The 17246-nt window shown below is 72.8% G+C and carries 14 protein-coding genes; all 14 read right to left on the bottom strand.

The window, feature by feature from the left end:
- Positions 1–128 precede the first annotated feature (128 nt).
- The 14 genes from ACSTA4_RS08735 to ACSTA4_RS08670 all read right to left on the bottom strand — a co-directional run bounded on the left by ACSTA4_RS08735 (position 129) and on the right by ACSTA4_RS08670 (position 17021).
- On the bottom strand, positions 129–2045 hold the full coding sequence (locus ACSTA4_RS08735; RefSeq protein ID WP_444963098.1) for an AAA family ATPase: 1917 nt from the start codon (positions 2043–2045) through the stop codon (positions 129–131).
- A 91-nt stretch (positions 2046–2136) separates the two neighbouring features.
- Positions 2137–3018 carry a DivIVA domain-containing protein gene (locus tag ACSTA4_RS08730; protein ID WP_047869230.1) on the bottom strand — a complete coding sequence of 294 codons (882 nt, stop codon included), beginning with the start codon at positions 3016–3018 and terminating at the stop codon, positions 2137–2139.
- Between the two features lie 134 nt (positions 3019–3152).
- Complete coding sequence (locus ACSTA4_RS08725; RefSeq protein ID WP_013151955.1) at positions 3153–3440, bottom strand: YggT family protein; 288 nt, start codon at positions 3438–3440, stop codon at positions 3153–3155.
- A gap of 39 nt (positions 3441–3479) precedes the next feature.
- A complete protein-coding gene (locus ACSTA4_RS08720) occupies positions 3480–3998 on the bottom strand; it encodes a cell division protein SepF (protein ID WP_013151954.1) in 519 nt (172 codons plus the stop codon).
- Between the two features lie 127 nt (positions 3999–4125).
- The gene (locus ACSTA4_RS08715; protein WP_444963097.1) at positions 4126–4854 is read right to left on the bottom strand and encodes a YggS family pyridoxal phosphate-dependent enzyme; all 729 of its coding nucleotides are present in this window, start codon (positions 4852–4854) and stop codon (positions 4126–4128) included.
- 228 nt (positions 4855–5082) lie between these two features.
- The gene (gene pgeF / locus ACSTA4_RS08710; protein ID WP_444963096.1) at positions 5083–5802 is read right to left on the bottom strand and encodes a peptidoglycan editing factor PgeF; all 720 of its coding nucleotides are present in this window, start codon (positions 5800–5802) and stop codon (positions 5083–5085) included.
- 251 nt (positions 5803–6053) lie between these two features.
- Entirely contained in the window at positions 6054–7550 is a 1497-nt protein-coding gene (gene ftsZ / locus ACSTA4_RS08705) for a cell division protein FtsZ (protein WP_444963095.1), read from the bottom strand.
- Positions 7551–8046: 496 nt separating this feature from the next.
- On the bottom strand, positions 8047–8775 hold the full coding sequence (locus tag ACSTA4_RS08700; RefSeq protein WP_444963094.1) for a cell division protein FtsQ/DivIB: 729 nt from the start codon (positions 8773–8775) through the stop codon (positions 8047–8049).
- Between the two features lie 56 nt (positions 8776–8831).
- Complete coding sequence (murC, locus tag ACSTA4_RS08695; protein ID WP_444963093.1) at positions 8832–10292, bottom strand: UDP-N-acetylmuramate--L-alanine ligase; 1461 nt, start codon at positions 10290–10292, stop codon at positions 8832–8834.
- On the bottom strand, positions 10289–11449 hold the full coding sequence (gene murG / locus ACSTA4_RS08690; protein ID WP_444963092.1) for an undecaprenyldiphospho-muramoylpentapeptide beta-N-acetylglucosaminyltransferase: 1161 nt from the start codon (positions 11447–11449) through the stop codon (positions 10289–10291). The genes murC and murG overlap by 4 nt, the downstream gene beginning before the upstream one ends.
- Positions 11446–12882, bottom strand: coding sequence for a putative lipid II flippase FtsW (gene ftsW / locus ACSTA4_RS08685; protein ID WP_444963091.1), 1437 nt, complete (start codon positions 12880–12882; stop codon positions 11446–11448). The genes murG and ftsW overlap by 4 nt, the downstream gene beginning before the upstream one ends.
- 166 nt (positions 12883–13048) lie before the next feature.
- Complete coding sequence (gene murD, locus ACSTA4_RS08680; protein ID WP_444963090.1) at positions 13049–14500, bottom strand: UDP-N-acetylmuramoyl-L-alanine--D-glutamate ligase; 1452 nt, start codon at positions 14498–14500, stop codon at positions 13049–13051.
- A 2-nt stretch (positions 14501–14502) separates the two neighbouring features.
- Entirely contained in the window at positions 14503–15576 is a 1074-nt protein-coding gene (gene mraY / locus ACSTA4_RS08675) for a phospho-N-acetylmuramoyl-pentapeptide-transferase (RefSeq protein ID WP_444963089.1), read from the bottom strand.
- The gene (locus ACSTA4_RS08670; protein ID WP_444963088.1) at positions 15573–17021 is read right to left on the bottom strand and encodes a UDP-N-acetylmuramoyl-tripeptide--D-alanyl-D-alanine ligase; all 1449 of its coding nucleotides are present in this window, start codon (positions 17019–17021) and stop codon (positions 15573–15575) included. Before ACSTA4_RS08670 ends, mraY begins: the two co-directional genes overlap by 4 nt.
- Positions 17022–17246: the final 225 nt, after the last annotated feature.

Raw genomic sequence — 17246 nt, 5'->3', positions numbered from 1 at the left:
CAGCCCGGTCCGCGCCGACACCGTGCCACGTGCGAGAACGCCGCCGCGCGTCCGGTAACCGGTCCACGCCGGACCCGGCCGTCAACGCGCGAGGGCGCCGCTCGGGTGAGCGGCGCCCTCGTCGGGTCTCAGCGCTTGGTGTCGGCGGCGTCGTCGCCGGAGGCGCGGTCGGCGGTGTCCCGCGCCCCGTCCTCGTCCGGATCGTCCCCGGAACCGTCGGCGGGGCGGTCCGCACGGGCGGCGGAGCCGTCCTCCCCGGTGGCCTCCTGGTCGGGCTCGGCATCGGCTTGGGCGTCTTCGGCCCGTGTCCCGTCCTCCTCATCCGCGCCGCGGGGGATGCGGTAGGAGAAGGCGCCGCCGACCCCTCGCCCGTCGGAGTCGTCGTCAGCGTCGGCGCCCTCGGTCCGGTCGGCGTCCGCGGCGGCCTCGTCACCGCTCCGAGCACCGTCCCCGGTGCCGTCCGCCGCCTCGCCGGTCGACTCACCGGTCCAGGCGTCGTCGCGGTCGCCGCCGGGGGCGTGTTCCTCCTCCGGCTCGGAGTGCGCGGAGACCACCGGGAGGGCGGCCGTCTCCGGGTCCTCCCCCTCCGCCGCGGGTCCGGCCGGGTCCCGCTCCGAGGCGTGCGCCTGCGGTGCGTCCTCTGCGTGCTCTGCGTCGTCGGCGGGGCCGGAGTCCTCGTCCGGTTCCTCAAGCCGCTCCGCGTCGTGCGCCTGCGGTCTCTGCGGGGCGTCATCGTGGTCAGCGGCGGGCACGGAGGCCTCGTCGGGCTCAGGAGCCCCGTCAGCCCCGGCGGTGGCCGTGTCCTCGCCGGGCTCCCCGGCGTCGCGCTCCCCCGCGTCACGCTTCTCGGGGGCGTCCGTGGCGGGCGCGTCGTCGACGTCCTCTTCCACCGCGTCCCGGGAGTCGTCACCGTATGAGGGATCGTCCCCGGCGGTGGACACGCCGGGAAGGTCGTAGGCGAAGACCGCGGTCTCCTCCTCGTCGGGACGGTCCCCGTCGTCGCCGTCATCCGCGAAGGCGTCCTCCTCGACGGTCTCCTCCGTGGCCGACCGGCCGGGGATGTCGTAGGAGAACGAGGCCCTGTCCGAGGCGTCGGCCGCCTGACCGCCGTCCTCGTCGCCGTCCTGGTCCCCGTTCCCGGGAACGTCGTAGGCGAAGGGGGACGCGTCCCGGGCACCGCCCGCGGAGTCGTCGTCCCCGCCTTCGGGGAAGCTCTCCTCCACGGCCTGCGCCGGGCGGGGGATGCTGTAGACGAAGGGCTCCTCGGAGGCGAACGCGGAGCCGCCCCGCTCCCGGTCGTCTTCCTCGCCGGGGGCGCCGTCCTCTCCGGACGGGGAGCGGTCCTCGGCGGAGGAACCGTCATCGGCCGGGGGCACACGGCCGGGAATGTCATAGGTGAAGGCGGCGCCGGAGGCGGCCGCGGTGCGCTCGCCGGTGTCCCCCATGCCGGGTCCGTCCTCGGCGGCGGTGGTACCGCTCGGCTCGTCCCACTCCGCCCTCGCGGCGGTGTCGGCGGTGTCGGTTCCGCTCTCCCAGGGCGCCGGGGCGCGGAGCTGCGGCTCCTGCTCCGAGAACGCCCAGGAGGGGCTCGGCCCGGCGGGGGGAGCGGAGGGGGCGGCGTCGTGCGCCGCCGTGTCCGGTTCCGGCCAGTCGTGGGCCGTGGGGGTCTGCCAGCGGGGGACGTCGTACTCGGGTTCTCCGTGACCGGAGTCCTCCGCGGTCGGAGTCGGCCAGGCGGGCCGCTCCGGGACATGGGGCTCCCGCACCGGCTCGGAGGCCGGTGCGGGTACGCGCCCAGGGTTCTCCGACTCCACGTGCGCGATGGGCACCGCCGATGCCGCCGTGGCGGCCATGACGGGGACGGACGCCTTCCCCAAACCGTCCGTCCGATCCGGTCTGTCCCCGACGCCGGACCTTCCCTGGAGCAGCGCCCCCAGTAGGAGGAGGACGCTGACGCCCGCCAGTCCCAGTGCGACGTACACCAGGACGGTCTCGGCGAACACCAGGGCGGCCACGATGACGGCGATGGCCGTCAGCACCGCCACGGTTGCGAGGATGCTAAGGATCACGGGTCGACCAGGACCTTTACACGTGTTGTGCCGGAGTCTTCAGTTGTTCGAGCAGACGCCGCGCTGATCAGCGACGCTCGTGCGGCTCGCCCGGGTGGAACCCGCCGTGCTGGGCCGGCTCGGGCTGCCCGAACGGGTTGCCCGTGGGGCCGTGCTGGAGCGAGGGCGTCGCGCCGGTCTGCGGAGCCATGGTCTGGAAGCCGCCCGTGGTGTTCGGGTTGTTCAGCTCCTGGGCCTTCTCCTCCTCGCTCTTGAGCTCGCGCAGCTGGCGCTCGAAGTAGTCCTTGAGGCGGCTGCGGTACTCACGCTCGAAGTCCTTGAGCACGTTGACCTTGTGCTCCAGCTCCTCGCGCTGCTGGACGAGGCTGCCCATGACCTGGCGGTGGCGCTCCTGCGCGTCGCGGTCGAGGTTCTCGGAACGGGCGCGGGCCTCACCGATGATCTGGTCGGCCTGGCGGCGGGCCTTGCCGAGGATGTCCTCGGACTCGTGGCGGGCGCGGCCGAGGGTCTCGTCGGCCTCGCGGCGGGCGTCGGAGATCGCCTGGTCGGCGGTCTGCTGCGCGAGGGCCAGAACACGGGCGGCCGTGTCCATGTTCTCCTCGCCGCCCATGCCCATGCCGGGGCCGGCCATCTGCATCTGCTGCTGCTGGACCGGGGGCTGGGGCTCGACGGCCTGCGGGGGCTGGACCGGCTCGGGGCGCATCTGCTCGTGCTGCTGCGGCTCGGGCGCCTGGTCCTGCTGCTGGAAGTCCTGCATGCCGGCGTTGGGCACCTTGCCCCGCAGGCACTCGGCCAGCTTGCCGCGCAGTTCCTCGTTCTCCTGGATCAGGCGGTCGAGCTCGGACTCGACCTCGTCGAGAAAGGCGTCGACCTCTTCTTCGTCGTATCCCGGTCGGAGCCGGGTGGTACTGAACTGCTTGTTCCGCACATCGGCGGGTGTCAGCGGCATGTTCGTCTCCTTGGCGCGCTTGGAGTCTGTCCGTAGGGACGCTACATGATCGTGACCTTACGGCAATCCAGATCATGACCAAGACCACATAGCGGAATCCGGGGCGGTTCCTTCCGCCTACGTCTACTCTCCTGCTAGGCGAAGCTCCCGAGCAGTGCGATCAAGATGTAGACGCCGAAGAAGAGCACCAGGACGCTCAGGTCGAGCGCGATGCTCCCCAGACGTACGGGCTTGATGAACCGACGCAGGAACCTCAGTGGCGGGTCGGTGATCGTGTACACGATCTCGGCGATCACGAGCACGAACCCCGTGGGGCGCCACGATCTGGAGAAGGACTGCACCATCTCCAGGATCACCCTGGCCAGCAGCACGAAGACAAACAGCTGCAGGATGATGATCAGCACGGACAGGACGGTACTCACGGTCGTTCCTCGACCCAATCTCTGGACAAATGTGACGTTCTAGCTCTGATTGAAGAACCCTCGCTCGGCGATCCGCGCCTTGTCCTCGGCGGTCACCTCGACGTTGGCCGGGGACAGCAGGAACACCTTGTTGGTGACGCGTTCGATACTGCCATGCAGACCGAAGATCAGACCAGCCGCGAAGTCGACCAGACGCTTGGCGTCGCTGTCGACCATCTCGGTCAGGTTCATGATCACCGGTGTACCCTCTCGGAAGTGCTCTCCGATGGTACGCGCCTCGTTGTAGGTACGCGGATGGAGCGTGGTGATCCGCGCGAGGTCGGCGGTGGAGGCGGTCGCGGTCGTGCCACCGCGACCTGAGCCCAGGTAACCGCCGGTGTCCATCACGTCGCCTCGCGCTTCCTCGCCGGGCGGGGCGTCAGCGTCGCGTTCACGCTGCTCTTCCACCCCCTCGTCGAAATCGTCGAACTCATCATATTCGTCCGCATAGCGGTGATCGTAACGGTCGTCCTCCACGAGGCCGAGGTAGACCGCCATCTTGCGCATCGCGCCGGCCATCTCATGTCCTCCGTCGTCCCCGCGGTCTTCACCGCAGCCGACTCCTTCGCACTGTCCCGTCCGCTCTCGGGGAGAGCGTCCATTCGGGCGAACTCCACAGACGGGTTCCAAGGTCTATGTGGGGACATTACCCCACGATCGGTCCCCGGTTGCCGAGCAACGCCGTACCGAGTCGCAGGTGTGTCGCGCCTCGCGCGACCGCCGCCTCCAGGTCCCCGCTCATGCCCGCGGACACCACCGTCGCCCGAGGATAGCGATCGCGGATGCGGGCCGCGACCTCCTGCAGACGCGCGAAGGCGGCCGAGGGGTCGCCCTCGCGGGGGGCGACCGCCATGACCCCGCCCAGTGCGAGCGCCTCGTGCTCCTCGATCCGCGCGGCGAGTTCGAGCGCGTCCCCGGGGTCGACTCCCCCGCGCGGACCGATCACCCCGGCCCGCGAGTCCTCGTCGAGGTTGACCTGGACCAGGCAGGTCAGGCTCCGTCCGGCCGCGGCGGCGCGCTCGCCCAGCGCCCGGGCCAGCCTGGCACGGTCCACCGAGTGCACGACGTCGGCGTAGGAGGCCACCGAGCGCGCCTTGTTGGTCTGCAACTGGCCCACGAAGTGCCAGGTCAGGCCGAGGTCGGCGGTCTCGGCGGCCTTGGGCGCCGCCTCCTGGTCGCGGTTCTCGCCCACGTCGGTCACCCCGAGTGAGGCGAGAATCCGCACATCGGAGGCCGGGTGTGTCTTGGTGACGGCGACCAGCGACACCTCGTCCGGGCTGCGGTCGGCCTTGGCGCAGGCCGCCTCGATCCGGGCCCGCGCGGCGGCGAGGTTGGCGCGGACCTGCTCGACGCGAGCCGGGTCTGCGTGTGTCACGGTGCTCCTTCTTTCCCTGGGACGGATCCCACTCGCTGTCCTTCCTACACCCCCCTCGCCCCGTGTGCCCCGGACCCCGGGGCGCCGGGCCCGTCGGGGGCCGCGCGCGAGGCGGGGGCCGGGAGCGGGCCCGGCCGGGGGACGCACGGGCGCCGCGCACGCCGCGGGAGGGGAAACCGGGCTGCCCGGGTGGTTCCACGCCACCATCCTGGTGGCCGGGTGCGACGTTCAGACGCGCCAGAGGAAGGCTGCGAACCTGCCGGTCGGCGCCTGGCCGCGGTGGGAGAACAGTTCGGGGCTCTCCAGGGTGCAGCGGCCGTCGGCCCGGACGTCGGTGACGCCCGCCCGGCGCAGCTGGGCGGTGACCGCGGCGCGCATGTCCACCCCGGCGGTGCCCCGGCTCGTGGTGCAGGCGGCCTCGGGGACCCCGCGCGCGGTCTCGTCGCGCACGTGCGGCGGAACCTCGTAGCACCCGCCGCAGATGGCGGGGCCGAGGAAGACGGTGATCCGGTCGGCACGGGCGCCCTGTTCGGCCATGGCCGCGACCAGGTTGGCGGCCACGCCGTTCGCGGTGCCCAGTCGGCCCGAGTGCGCGGCGCCCAGGACGCCCGCCTCGGCGTCGGCGGCCAGGACCGGCAGGCAGTCGGCGGCCATCGAGGCCAGGACCAGGTCGGAGCGGGTGGTGACCACCCCGTCGCAGGTGCCCGCGCCCCCGGGGCCGGTGGCCACGAGGACGTCGGCGCTGTGCACCTGGTGCATCCACACGACCCGGTCTGCGTCGAACCCCAGGTCGCGGGCGGCGATCTTGCGGTTGGCGAGCACCGCCTCGCGTTCGTCCCCCGAGCTCAGACCCATGTTGAGCGAGTCGTAGGGCGGGGCGCTCACTCCCCCGTGCCGTTCGGTGACGGCGGCGCGGACCCCGTGGCCCAGGTCGATGACGTTGCTCATCCGGTGGTGTTTCCTCCCCGCTCCTGCCGGAGGGGGAACCCCGGGCCGCGTCGCCCGGAAGGCGTTCGGGGCCGGTGGCCGGTACCGGCCGTGTTCCGGCTCCGGCGCGGCCCCCTCGCGGGAGCGGACTCCCGCGGGGACCGCCTCGCCGTCCCCCGGTCCAGGACACTACCACCGCCCGAACCGCCCCGGGCTGGGCGGACACCGCCCCGGGAGCGGCGACGACCCCGGCCCGCGGGCCGGGGTCGGAGCTACTTCAGGAACTCCGGGACGTCGAGGTCGTCGGGGTCGTCGAAGATGACCCGGCGCCGGGGCGTGGGCACGTCCCCGCGCCGCTCGGCGGTGGCGTCCGAGACCGCGTGGATGTGGCCCGTGTGGCCACCCTCACGCGCCGCGGGCTCCTCCTCGACCGGAGCGGGCTCCTCGGCGCGGACCGGTTCGGCGGGCTCGGCCTCCGCCTGGAAGGCGGACGTGCCGTGGGGCGGGGTCTGCTGGGCGGGGCCCGGCTCGGCCGGAGCGGCCTGGGTGTAGTGCTCCTGCTGCACGGGCTCGGCCTCGACCGGCTGCTGGACCGGCGGGACCTGGGTCGCCGGCGGCGTCCACTGCGGCTCCGGGGCGGGCTCGGCCGGACGGGACGGAGTGATCCACGGCATGTTGGCGGCCGACGCCCCGCTCGCGTCCGCGGAGGCGGGCGCCGCCGGAGCGGTCCTCTCCTCCCTGCCGGACGTGATGCCTGCCTTGGGGGCGGCGGCCTCAGGAGGGTCCACCGGCTGGCGCTCCCGCACCACCGGGATCACTCCCTCCGGCTCGTCGAAGCCGGCCGCGATGACGGTGACCCTCACCTCGTCGCCCAGGGCGTCGTCGATGACGGCGCCGAAGATGATGTTGGCCTCGGGGGCCGCCGAGTTCGCGACGAGCTGTGCCGCCTCGTTGATCTCGAAGAGCCCCAGGTCGGAGCCGCCCTGGATGGACAGCAGCACACCGTGGGCCCCGTCGATACTCGCTTCCAGCAGTGGTGAGGAGATCGCCATCTCCGCCGCCGCGACCGCCCGGTCGTCCCCTCGCGCCGACCCGATGCCCATGAGCGCCGATCCCGCCCCGGACATGACCGACTTGACGTCGGCGAAGTCCAGGTTGATCAGTCCCGGCGTGGTGATCAGGTCGGTGATGCCCTGCACACCGGACAGGAGTACCTGGTCGGCGGCCTTGAAGGCGTCCAACACGCTGACCTGGCGGTCGGAGATGGACAGCAGCCGGTCGTTGGGGATCACGATGAGGGTGTCGACCTCCTCGCGGAGCATCGCTATCCCCGACTCGGCCTGGGTGGCCCGCCTCTTGCCCTCGAACCCGAAGGGTCGGGTGACCACGCCGATGGTCAGGGCGCCCAAGGAGCGGGCGATGTTGGCCACGACCGGGGCGCCCCCGGTTCCGGTACCGCCGCCCTCACCGGCGGTGACGAAGACCATGTCGGCCCCCTTGAGGACCTCCTCGATCTCCTCCCGGTGGTCCTCGGCGGCCTTGCGGCCGACATCGGGGTTGGCGCCGGCTCCGAGGCCGCGGGTGAGTTCGCGCCCGACGTCCAGCTTGACGTCTGCGTCACTCATCAGCAGCGCCTGGGCGTCAGTGTTGATGGCGATGAACTCGACGCCCTTGAGCCCCTCTTCGATCATTCGGTTGACGGCGTTGACACCGCCGCCGCCGATGCCGACGACTTTGATGACCGCGAGGTAGTTCTGCGGTGCTGCCACGACGAGGGGCCTTTCCGCTCGCTTACGCCGTTCCGCCACCGCGTCCGGTGGCTGCGTGCCACCGGAGGCGCCGTTGGTCCGGCATCCGGTTCTACAGTGTGCGTTTCGGGTTCCCCGACGGGTCGTCCACGACGCCGTGACCGGGGGACCCCGGACCGCCGGAACCTCCGTCCACCCGCCCGGAAGGGGCTGGTGCGGTCCGCCGTGAGGCGGAACGGTTCCCGCGTACCCGAAAAGCCTGTTCTGGTGCTTTGTTGACCTTCGGTTGTGTTTCCCGACAGTAAGCGGACCGCCGACCACGGGCAACCGATGACGAGTTCAGCCTAACGGCGCACGACACGGGGAAGCGATGTGCGCCCTCGGCGCGTCGCGTCTGGAATGTCCGCGCGGACCGCCCGGGCGTGCCGCCGGGGTCCCCCGGCCCGCTCGCGCCCGTGCCGCCCGGCGGACCGGCCCCCGCCGCCGCACCCCCGCCTGTCCTGTTCCCGGGAACGCCTCACCTCACCACGGCGAGGTCGGGCGCGGACACGTCGTAGACGCGTTCCTCCTGCGGCGGGTGCTCGCCGATGAGCACCCGCAGGACGTCGCTCTTGCGCGCGGTCTCCTCGGGCGAGCCCCACTCGACGCGGGCGTCCTCGGCGAGTTCGATCGCGATCGCCTCGGGGTCGGTGGCGTCGATGAGGCGAATCCGGGAGAGGAGGGAGTCCGGTGCCCGTTCGACGATGTCCGCGGCGGCGGCGACGGCCTCGTTGCCCTCGACCTCCCCGGTCACGCGGACCAGCGGGTAGGCGTCGGGCAGGCTAGGCGCGTCCTCGATGCGCACGCCGTCGGCGTCGATCAGCCGGTAGTCCTCCCCCGCCTGGACGGCCAGCAGCGGCCGGCGTTCGACCACCTCGACCTCCAGGGTGGCGGGCCAGCCGCGGGTGACCGTGGCCGACTCCACCAGCGGCAGCGCCTCGGCGCGCTCCTCGCTCCGGTCCAGGTCGACCCTGACCAGGGGTGTCCCGGTGGGCACGCCCAGGGCCGCGACCACCTCCTCGGAGGGGGTCCGCTCCAGGCCGGTGACCGCGACGTCGCGCACCACGAGCAGGCGGGAGCCGAGCAGCAGCCAGGCGACCACGCAGACCAGGGCGACCACCAGCAGCGCCACGAAGGCGAACTTCCAGGGGTCGGACCGCTTGCGCGGAACCGCGTGCCCAGTCGCCTCCTCCTGCTCAGCGACCACCTGCGCCCCTTCCCTGTGTCTGCGCGACCGCTTCCCCACCGCTGGCCGTTGCGGCCTCAGCCCCCGATGCCGTCGGCCCTGCGGGCGAGCGCCTCGACGATGCGCGGACCCAGCTCGGTGACGTCGCCCGCGCCCATGGTGAGCACGATGTCACCGGGGCGGGCCAGCTCGGCCACCCGGAGCACGGCGTCGTCGCGGCCGGGCACGTACCACACGCGGTCGTGCGCGACACGGGAGGTGATCAGCTCCGCGGTGACCCCGGGCTCGGGGTCCTCGCGGGCGGCGTAGACCTCGGTGACCACGACCTCGTCGGCCAGGCCCAGCGCGGCGGCGAACTCCTCGGCGAAGATGCGGGTACGGCTGTACAGGTGCGGCTGGAACAGGGCGATGACCCTGCCCCCGGCGTGCTCCCGGCCGTCCTCGCGCGCCTCCTCGGCCAGGGACTCCAGGGCCGCCCGGGTCGCGCGCAGGTCGGCCTCGATCTCGGTGGGGTGGTGGGCGTAGCTGTCGTAGACGGCCACTCCCCCGGCCTCGCCCTTGGGCTCGAAGCGGCGCGCGGCCCCGGCGAAGTCGGCGATGCCCTCGACCGCCACCTCCAGGTCGTGGCCCAGCTCGTCGGCGACCGCGACGGCCGCGGCCGCGTTGAGCACGTTGTGGCGGCCCGGCACGGCGAGCTGGCCGTCCACGGGCTCGCCGTCCGCGGTGCGGATGGTGAACTCGGTGGTGAAGCCGCGGGCGCGGACCCGGGTGACGCGGTAGTCGGCGTCCTCGGCCTCGCCGTAGGTGAGCACCCGCTTGCCGCGTTCGCGGGCCAGCTCCGCCACCCGGCGGGCGCCGGGGTCGTCCACGCCCACGACGAGCGTGCGCTCGACCCGGTCGACGAACGAGGCGAAGTTGGCGTGGATCTCCTCGATGCCGCTGTAGTTGTCCAGGTGGTCGGCCTCGACGTTGGTGACCACGGCGATCTTGGGCGAGAGCATGAGGAAGGAGCCGTCGCTCTCGTCGGCCTCCACCGCGATGACCCCGCCGATGCCGGCGTCGGCGCCCAGGCCGGTGGTGACCAGCTTGCCGCCGATGACGTAGCCGGGGTCGGCGCCCACGTGCTGGAGCACCACCGCGACCATGGACGTGGTGGTGGTCTTGCCGTGGGTGCCCGAGACGGCGACGCCCTCGCGGCCCAGCAGCAGCGCGCCCAGGGCCGCGGCCCGGGGCAGCACGCGCAGGCCGCGGCGGCGCGCCTCGACCAGTTCGGGGTTGTCCTCGCGGATGGCGGAGGAGACCACCAGGGTCTCCGCCGTGCCGAGGTTGTCGGCCGCGTGCCCCACGTGGACGTCGGCGCCCATCTGCTCCAGTTCGCGCAGGGTGTCGCTGTCGCGGGCGTCGCTGCCCGAGACCTCCACCCCCGACTGGAGCAGCACGCGGGCGATGCCGGACATGCCCGCTCCGCCCAGGCCGATGAAGTGGGTACGGCCCAGCTTGTCCACGGGCACCGGCTCGGTCGGCCGCACCAGGCTCATCGGGTGTCCTTCCCGTCGTCGTAGAAGGCCTCGTCGCCGTCGTCCTCGGACACCGGCATGTCGGGCGTGGGTTTGTCGCCGCGGGCGATGGCCGTGACCTCGCGGGCCAGCTCCATGTCGGCGTCGCGGCGGCCCATCCGGGCGGCGGCCTCGGACATGGCCACGACCCGGTCGGTGTCGGTGAGCAGCGGGATGAGCTGCCGGGTGATCCACTCGACGGAGACGTCGGCGTTGTTGACCATCATCCCGCCGCCCGCCTGGACGATGGGCTCGGCGTTGAGGGCCTGCTCGCCGTTGCCGATGGCCAGCGGCACGAACGCGCCGGGCAGGCCGACGGCGGTCAGCTCGGCGCAGGTCATCGCCCCGGAGCGGCACATGGCCACGTCGGCCGCGGCGTAGGCCATGTCCATGCGGTCCACGTAGGGGACGGCGACGTAGGGGACGCCCATCTGGGTGAGGTCCTGGGGCTCGTCGGCGTTCTTGGGGCCGACCACGTGCAGCACCTGGACGCCGCTGTCGCGGAAGGCGTCGCGGGCGGCGTAGGCGGTCTCGTTGATGCGCTGGGCGCCCTGGGAGCCGCCGAAGATCAGCAGGGTGGGCAGGTCGTGGCGCAGGCCGAAGTAGGTGCGGGCCTTGTCGCCCATGGCCAGCCGGTCGAGCGAGGTGATCTGCTCGCGCAGCGGGATGCCCACGAAGCGGCCGTTGCGGATCTGGGTGTGGGGGTGGCCGGTGAAGACGTGCGGGGTCAGGCGCGCGCCCAGCCGGTTGGCCAGGCCCGGGAGGGGGTTGGCCTCGTGGACGACGATGGGGATGCGCCTGCGGCGGGCGGCCAGGTAGCCGGGCGTGGCCACGTAGCCGCCGAAGCCGACGATGATGTCGGCCTGGAGCCGGTCCAGGTGCTCGCCGGCCGCGCTGAGGGCGCCCGCGAGCTTGCCGGGCACGCTGAGCAGCTGCGGGGTGAGCCTGCGCGGCAGGGGTACGGCCGGGATGATGCCCAGCTCGTAGCCGCGCATGGGCACGAGGCGGGTCTCCAGGCCCCGCTCGGTGCCCAGGCAGAGGATCTCCGTGCTGGGGTCCATGCGCCGCAGCGCGTCCGCAAGGGAGAGTGCGGGCTCGATATGCCCGGCCGTGCCGCCTCCGGCGAGGGCTACCCTCATCGTCGCCGATTCCTCCTTGGCCGGTCACCCGCCGGGACCGGTCCGCTCCTGTGCTTGGCCGTTGTCCTGCCACCGCGGGCGCCCGCCGTGCGCGGGCCGCGTGCCGTGGTGGGTCGCCCGGACGCCGCCGCGCCGCCGAGGTTGTTCACCGAGGCGGCGATGTTGTCCAGGCCCAGCCAGCTTAGAGCCCTTTGCGCCCGGCTGGGACCCCGGGCCTCCAGCACCTTGCGCGCCTCCGGCTCGGTCTTGGCCAGTGCCAGGAGCACGCCCAGGGCCGCCATGGTGGTGACCAGAGACGAGCCCCCGTAGGAGACCAGGGGCAGCGGGACGCCGGTGACGGGCAGCAGCCCGATGACGGCGCCCATGTTGATCATGGCCTGGCCCATGATCCAGGTGACGATGGCGAAGGAGGCCAGGCGCGGGAAGGGCTCCTTGACGCGGAAGGCCACGCGCATCCCGGCGTAGCCGAGCATGCCGAACAGGACGAGCATGAGCAGGGTGCCGATGAGGCCGAACTCCTCGCCGATGATGGCGAAGACGAAGTCGGACTCGGCGAAGGGCAGGAAGCCCCACTTCTCGCGGCTCTCGCCGATGCCGACGCCGAGGATCCCGCCGGTGCCCAGGGCGTAGAGGCTGTGCAGCGACTGCATGCCCGAGCCCATCGGGTCGGCCTCGGGGTCCAGGAAGGAGGTGACGCGCGCCATGCGGTAGGGCTCGATGGCGATGGCGATCGCGGCCAGTCCCAGGACCAGGCCGAACATGGCCCCGAACAGCCTGCCGGGCGCGCCGACCACCCACAGCAGCCCTAGGAAGGTGACCAGGAACACCAGGCCCGTGGACAGGTTGGAGCCCATCAGCACCAGCAGGACCAGCAGGCCGCATCCGGGCAGCAGCGGGATGAGCAGGTGCCGCCACTCGGTGAGCTCGCGCAGTTCCTCCTTGCGGGCCAGGATGTTGGCGCCCCACAGGGCGAAGGCGAGCTTGGCCGGTTCGGAGGGCTGGATGATCAGCCCGCCCAGGTCCAGCCAGCGGGTGGCGCCGTTGACCTCCACGCCCTGGAAGACGGTGAGCAGCAGCAGCGCCGCCGAGACGATCATCGCCGGGTAGCCGACCAGGCGGAAGATCCGTTGGGGCAGGTGGGAGGCCAGGAACATCAGCGGCAGGCCCAGGGCGGCCGAGACCAGCTGCTGCTGGAACATCGAGAAGGCCGAGCCGGTCTCGTCGATGGAGTTGACCATCGTGGAGGACAGCACCATCATCAGGCCCAGCGCGATGAGCAGGACCGAGGTGCTCAGGATCAGGTAGTACGAGGTGAGCGGCCGGTCCAGCAGGCGGACCCACTCACGCCACAGGGCGCGTTCGCGTCCGCGTCCGCCCGCCGCCGCGCGCACCTTGGACCGGGTCGCCCCGGGAACCGCCGTCGTCGCCGCCATCCACACCCTCCGCACCAAATTCGCGCCTCAATACTGGCGTACCGGCGGGTGCCAAGCCGTGGACATTTCGCGCGTGTTGGCCATCTTTGGCGGCCCGGGGCGTGGCGGAGGGCACAGTGGGGGCCGCCCGCGCGCGTTCTGTCACGCGCGGGCAGCGGACCATCACTCAGGGCAATCGGAGTACGGCCTCGGCGAAGAGGCGGCCCCGCTCGTGGTAGTCGGTGAACATGTCCATGGAGGCCGCCGCGGGCGCCAGCAGGACGGTGTCGCCCTCCCGGGCCAGGGAGGCGGCGGCGGCGACCACCGCGTCCATGACGGTGCCGTCCCCGTCAGCGGGGCCCTCGACCTCCACCACCGGCACCCCGGGGGCGTGCTCGGCCAGGGCCTCGCGCAGCCGGGCCCGGTCGGCGCCGATGAGCACGGCCGCGCGCAGGCGGTCGGCGGCCATCGCGGCCAGGTCGTCGACCTCGGCGCCCTTGAGCAGGCCGCCCGCGATCCAGACCACGGACGGGTAGGAGCCCAGGGACGCGGCGGCGGCGTGCGGGTTGGTGGCCTTGGAGTCGTCCACGTAGTCCACACCCCCCGCGGCGGCCACGAAGGCGATGCGGTGCGGCTCGGATTCGAAGGCGGCCAGTCCGGCCCGGACCGAACCGGGGTGCACGCCCACCGAGCGGGCCAGGGCGGCGGCGGCCAGGGCGTTGGCGACGTTGTGCGGCGCGGCCGGGCGCACGTCGGAGAGCGTGGCCAGCTCCTCGGCGCTGCTGTGCGGGTCCTCGACGAAGGCCCGGTCCACCAGCAGGTCCTCGACCACGCCGACCTCGCCCGCGCGGGGCGTGTCCAGGCGGAAGCCGACCAGCGGCGTGTGCGGGTCGCCGTCCTCCTCGGCCAGGCGCGCCGACCAGGCGTCGGCGGTGTTGACCACGCGCAGGGTGCCCCGCGCGTAGATCCGGCCCTTGGCCCGGGCGTAGGGGTCCAGGCCGCCGTGCCAGTCCAGGTGGTCGGGCGCGACGTTGAGGACGGTCGCGGCGTGCGGGCGCAGGCTGGAGGACCAGTGCAGCTGGAAGCTGGACAGCTCCACCGCCAGGACCTCGCGGAAGCGGCCCTCGGCGTCGGGCTGGACCGCCTCCACGACCGGGGTGCCGACGTTGCCGACGGCGAGCGCGTCGCGGCCGTCCGCGCGCAGCATCGCCTCCAGCATGCGCACGGTGGTGGTCTTGCCGTTGGTGCCGGTGACGGCCAGCCACACCTGGTCGGCGGGCTTGAGCCGCCAGGCGAGTTCGACGTCCCCGATGACCTCGATCCCGGCGTCGGCGGCCCGGACCAGCAGCGGGGAGTCGGGGCGCCAGCCGGGCGAGGTGACGACCAGGTCGCAGTCCGCGGGCAGCGGGGTGTCGCCCAGAACGACCTCGGCGCCCTCCGCCCGGAGCCGGTCTGCCACCGGGCGGACGGTGTCGTCGTCGCGGCCGTCGACGACGGTCACGCGGGCCCCGCGGGCCAGGAGCGCCCTGGCCACGGGGGGCCCGGACACGCCCAGGCCCGCGACGCAGACCCGGCGCCCCTGGAGGGGCGCGCCCTCCGGCGCGCTGCCGGACGGTGTTGGGGAAACGTGGTGCGCCATGCCTACCTCGGCATCCATTCCAGGTAGAAGAGCCCGATGGCGATCGCCACGAACAGGCCCTGGATGATCCAGAAGCGGATCACGATGGTGGGTTCGGCCCAGCCCTTGAGCTCGAAGTGGTGCTGGAGGGGCGCCATGCGCAGCACGCGTTTGCCGGTGAGGCGGAACGAGGTGATCTGGACCATCACCGACAGGGTGATGATGACGAACAGGCCGCCGATGAGCAGCAGCAGGAGCTGCGTGCGGGTGGTGATGGCCAGGCCCACGATCAGACCGCCCAGGGCCAGGGAGCCGGTGTCGCCCATGAAGATCTTGGCGGGCGGGGCGTTGAACCACAGGAAGGCGATGCAGGAGCCGAGCACGGCGGCGGCCACCACGGCCAGGTCCAGGGGGTCGCGGACCGTGTAGCAGCTGTCCGAGAGGTAGGACACGCAGGACTGGCGCAGCTGCCAGTTGCCGATGATGACGTAGGCGACCAGGGACAGGATCGTCGCGCCGGTGGCCAGGCCGTCGAGGCCGTCGGTCAGGTTCACCGCGTTGGAGAAGCCGACGATGAGGAAGAGGGCCCACAGGACGAACAGGCCGATCATCAGCGGGGGGCCGAAGTCGCGGAGGAAGGAGATGCTGGGGGCGGCGGGGGTGTAGCCGTAGCCGTTGGGGAAGAGGGTGACGCCGTAGGCGAAGCCCACGCCGACGATGGCCTGGCCGACCATCTTCGCGCCGCTGCGCAGGCCCAGGCTGCGGCGCTTGTAGATCTTGATGAAGTCGTCGAGGAAGCCGACGCAGCCCATCCCGACGAACAGGAACATCACCAGCAGGCCCGACGCGGTGGGCCCGCTGGCGCTGGGCTGCACGATCAGGAGCACCACGTGGGAGCCGAAGTAGCCCACGACGGCGCCGAGGATGATGACGATGCCGCCCATGGTGGGCGTGCCCTGCTTGGTCTTGTGGCCCTCGGGTCCGTCGTCGCGGACCTCCTGGCCGAACTTGAACCGGTACAGGAGCTTGATCAGCGGGGGCATGAGCCCCATGGAGACGACGAGCGCGAGGGCCGCCGCCAGAGTGATGCCGATCACCGGGCGTCACCCTCCGTGATGAGGTCGATAACCCTTTCGAGCCCTGCCACGCGTGATCCCTTCACAATGACGACGTCTCCTGTGCGCATCCGCGCGCGCACGGCCGCGGCGGCCTCGTGAACGTCCGCCACGCGGACGCACTCGCCCTGCCACAGTCCCTGCCTCGCGGCGCCCTCGGCGCCGACGGCGATGCCCTCGGCCGCCCCGCCGACCACGACCAGGTGGGCCACGCCCGTGCGGGCGGCGAGCTCACCGATCCTCTCGTGCTCGACCCCGCCGTCCTCGCCGAGCTCGGCCATGTGGGCCAGGACGGCGATGGAGCGGCGGTCCCGGGCGAGGGCGCCCAGGGTGGTCAGCGCCGCCCGCATGGATTCGGGGTTGGCGTTGTAGGCGTCGTTGACGAGGGTGGCGCCGGCGTGCTCGGTGACCTCCATGCGCCACCGGCTGACCGGTGTCGCGGCGCCGAGCGCCTCGGCGATCTCGTCCACGCCCATGCCCAGTTCGTCGGCGACCGCGGCGGCGGCCAGCGCGTTGTGGACCTGGTGGGCGCCGACGAGGGCCAGTTCCACCCGGGCGGTGCGCCCGGCCAGGTGGAGGGTGAAGGAGGGGGCGCCCGTCTCGCGCAGGACCACGTCCGTGGCGCGCACGGCGGCGTCCTCCCCCAGTCCGTAGGTGACCACGCGCGCACGGGTGCGCGCGGCCATGGCGTTCACGCGCGGGTCGTCGGCGTTGAGGACGGCGACCCCTCCCGCGCCCCTGGCCTCGGCTCCCAGCGGGAGCGCCTCGACCAGTTCGCCCTTGGCCTTGGCGATGGCGTCGCGGTCGCCGAACTCCCCCATGTGGGCGCTGCCGACGTTGAGGACCACGCCGATCCGGGGCGGGGCCACGCCGCACAGGTGGGCGATGTGCCCGATGCCGCGGGCGGCGGCCTCCAGGACCAGGTAGCGGGTGCCGGTGTCGGCGCGCAGCACGGTGAGGGGGTGGCCGATCTCGTTGTTGAACGAGCCCGCCGGGGCGACGGTCGGGCCCATGCGGGCCACGACCTGCGCGATGAGGTCCTTGGTCGTGGTCTTGCCGGAGGATCCGGTGACCGCGACGACCTCGGCGCGCTCCGCTCCGCGGCGGGGATCGCTGAGTTCTCGCGCCACGTGCCGGGCCAGCCGCGTCAGGGCCGCGACGACTCCCTCGTCGCCGCCCCGCGCCAGCAGGTGGGGGGCGTCGACGGGCCTGGAGACCAGGGCCGCCGCCGCTCCGTCCGCGACCGCGGAGGCGGCGAAGTCGTGTCCGTCCACGCGTTCGCCGCCCAGGGCGACGAAGAGCGCGCCGGGCGCTGCCTGCCGCGAATCGATGACGACGGGGCCGTCGACGACGGCTTCGGGGCGCGCTGATCCGCCGATGGCGGTTTGGGTGATCTCAGCGATCCGATCGAGCGTGAGCGCGATCAAATCCACTCCTCATGTCAGGCCCGGTCCACGACGCCACAGGGGCGGCTGGCCACCCGGCCGGAGTCTCAGGTCAGGGGATGGCACCGCGGATGCCGCGCGTTGCCGCGCCGGGCCTCACCACGGTGTCGGCATGGGCCGCGTCGTGGTCGCCGCCGGGGGCGTCACGTGTCGGGCTGCGATTGCCGGACCTACCTTAGAACATCTTCGGGCGTCCGGAATCCCGCC

The organism is Nocardiopsis sp. M1B1, assembly GCF_052466615.1.
This window is presented reverse-complemented; position numbering and strand designations above follow the sequence as displayed.